The sequence below is a fragment of the Pseudomonas sp. genome (genome assembly GCF_026224925.1).
GTDB lineage: Bacteria > Pseudomonadota > Gammaproteobacteria > Pseudomonadales > Pseudomonadaceae > Aquipseudomonas.
In genome coordinates this window covers 1-2967 of the sequence record NZ_JAMFRV010000779.1, presented here as the reverse complement: position 1 = coordinate 2967, position 2967 = coordinate 1, and the positions used below count along the sequence as shown (strand labels likewise).

4 protein-coding genes are annotated in these 2967 nt (G+C 55.6%); all 4 read right to left on the bottom strand.

Annotated elements, in window-relative coordinates:
• The coding region (locus tag M0974_RS32665) for a DUF4124 domain-containing protein (protein ID WP_297846388.1) at nucleotides 1-297 on the bottom strand (297 nt) is incomplete at its 3' end.
• A gap of 182 nt (nucleotides 298-479) precedes the next feature.
• Entirely contained in the window at nucleotides 480-1385 is a 906-nt protein-coding gene (locus M0974_RS32660) for a response regulator (protein ID WP_297846386.1), read from the bottom strand.
• A gap of 154 nt (nucleotides 1386-1539) precedes the next feature.
• Entirely contained in the window at nucleotides 1540-2301 is a 762-nt protein-coding gene (gene phoU, locus M0974_RS32655; RefSeq protein WP_297846385.1) for a phosphate signaling complex protein PhoU, read from the bottom strand.
• A gap of 130 nt (nucleotides 2302-2431) precedes the next feature.
• Nucleotides 2432-2967, bottom strand: a 536-nt coding sequence (locus tag M0974_RS32650) for a phosphate ABC transporter ATP-binding protein (RefSeq protein ID WP_297846384.1), incomplete at its 5' end; no start/stop codon positions are given.

The window sequence follows — 2967 nt, the reverse complement described above, 5'->3', positions numbered from 1 at the left end:
GGTGACTCCCAACACGTTTTTCACGCCTGATAGCTGTAATTCGACCTCGACCGGTGCGTACGTGTCGTTGCGCACAAAGAGGCTGTGGACCCCTCTATTGCGCTTGATCTCAAGGTGCACCTGCTGCTCCAGATGCTCGACAATACGCTCTCGCGGCTTCACCACCGTGGCGCCCGCGGTCGGACGGTCGGTGAAAGACACCACGCCATTGGCATCGGTGAATTTATAGATGGTCAACGCCGACGCCGTTTGTGCGGTCAGCAGCAGAACACACAACAGGAGGGGGCGTTTAAGCATGGTGATTGATCTGGTTGGCTTGGGGGCAGGCCAAGCGTAGCAGCGATTCGCTATCTTTAGTGCGACGCTGAATCGAATCAGTCGTTACCAGATAAGCCCGTTCGTCGCATTAAGCCAAGTTTTTGGCTAAACGCTCGACGCGGCGTATCCAACACACCGCACCGTCAAAAAAATGGCTTATGTCAAGCTCCAGGGACGAAGTGCTTCAGCGCTGTGCCACGCGCGATGAGGCGCGAGACGTAATCCAGCTTTTGCGCGTCTTGGTCGACGAAGCGGAAGGTCAATTGCAACCAATCGCTGTCCGGTTTTTGCTCATAAGCGACGATCGCGTGCAGGTAGCCGTTGAGGCGAGCTACCTCCGCGTTATCGCCCTGTTCGAGGTCAAGCACAGCGTTATCGAGTATTTGCGGCAGCACATCGGTACGGCGCACCACCAACAATGCTTCCTTGAGGCTCAACGCTTTGATCATGCATTGCTGAGTGCCACTGGGCAGGCGCAACTGGCCCTGACCACGACCGGCAGGCGTGGCAGCAGGAGCGGGAGCCGTAGCAGACCGGCCGCCAGAGTTAAGCAATCCGGGCGCCGCTGCAGGCGATACTGACGGTCGAACTGCTTCCGTTTTGCCGCCGGTCAAGGCGCTGAGAGAATCGTTACCGAATGCGGAGTTCATTTTGGTCGGCGCGCTTGCGAGCAATGTGTCGAGTTTGCCCACTTTGGCCAAGGCTTTTTTAACCTTCGTCAGCAGTTGTTCGTTGGTGAACGGCTTGCCGATAAAGTCGGTCACGCCCGCCTGGATGGCCTGGACCACGTTTTCCTTGTCGCCACGGCTAGTGACCATGATGAAAGGCATGGCTTTCAGGTTGTCTTGCGTTCGGCACCAGGCCAGCAACTCAAGACCGGACATCTCTGGCATTTCCCAATCGCACAACACTAGGTCAAACGCTTCACGCTCCAGCAAAGTCTGTGCCTTGCGACCGTTGACCGCGTCTTCGATATGGATGCCCGGGAAATAATTGCGCAGGCCCTTTTTCACCAGGTCGCGAATAAACGGCGCGTCATCCACGACCAACACACTGACTTTACTCATCGACGCTCCTTAAATTCCCGGCAGCATAGCGTGGCAGATGGCCATTGCTAAACATATTAGTGACGCCAGGACTTTTCGTTCGCGGGCGACTTGAAGTGCAAAGCCGTTAACGAAAACGCCCAGCAGCGTGCTGGGCGTTTTTCTGCAGGCAACCTTATTTATCGTCAGATTTACCCAAAACATTAGCGTTTTTGCTGCTGATGCCCTCCACCTCTTCTTTCATGCGCTTGAGGCCGATGTGGCGCACGTCAGTTCCTCGTACGAGGTAAATAACCAGCTCGGAGATGTTGCGCGCGTGGTCGCCTATGCGTTCCAGTGAGCGGAGCACCCAGATTACATTCAACACCCTTGAGATAGAACGCGGGTCTTCCATCATGTAGGTGACCAGCTCACGCAGCGCCGTCTTGTACTCGCGGTCGATGATCTTGTCGTATTGGGCGACCGACAAGGCCAGATCGGCATCGAAGCGGGCAAACGCGTCGAGCGCATCGCGGACCATGTTGCGGACCTGGTCGCCGATGTGTCGCACTTCCACATAACCACGCGGCGACTCGCCTTCTTCACACAGCAAAATAGCGCGCTTGGCGATTTTGGTGGACTCGTCGCCAATACGCTCCAGATCGATCACCGACTTGGAAATACTGATGATCAAACGCAGATCGGAGGCCGCCGGCTGACGACGCGCCAAAATACGCAGGCACTCTTCGTCAATGTTGCGTTCCATTTGGTTGATTTGATCGTCAACCTCGCGGACTTGCTGAGCCAAGCCCGAGTCTGCGTCGATCAGCGCGGTCACAGCATCGTTGACTTGCTTTTCTACCAAGCCACCCATCGCCAACAAGTGGCTACGCACCTCTTCAAGCTCAACATTGAACTGTTGGGAGATGTGGTGAGTGTGGCTGTCTTTATCGATCATGGGGGTCGCTCCGCGACAGCTTCAAGCTCTTAGCTGCAAGCTGCAAGTAGTTATGTAGTGGTCCAAATTTTCCGCCGTTTCCGATCTCCAGCTTGCGGCTTGCAGCTTGAAACTTGCCGCTGCTCTTCTGCTAGCCATACCTGCCGGTGATGTAATCTTCGGTCTGTTTTTTCGCCGGGTTGGTAAACAACCTATCGGTATCGCCGTACTCGACCAGCTTGCCCATGTACATGAACGCGGTGTAATCGGAGACCCGCGCGGCCTGCTGCATGTTGTGCGTCACGATAACAATGGTGTATTTCGATTTCAGTTCGTAGATCAGCTCTTCAACTTTTAAAGTCGAGATCGGATCGAGTGCCGAACATGGCTCATCAAGCAACAGCACTTCGGGCTCCACGGCGATGGTGCGGGCAATGACCAGACGTTGCTGCTGACCGCCCGACAAGCCCAGTGCCGATTCATGCAGACGGTCTTTGACCTCGTCCCACAGTGCGGCGCCCTTGAGTGCCCACTCGACCGCTTCATCCAGTGCGCGCTTTTTGTTGATGCCCTGAATACGCAGACCGTAGACCACGTTTTCATAGATGGTTTTCGGAAACGGATTAGGCTTCTGGAACACCATGCCGACGCGACGGCGCAGTTCCGCAACGTCCTCGCCTTTGCTGT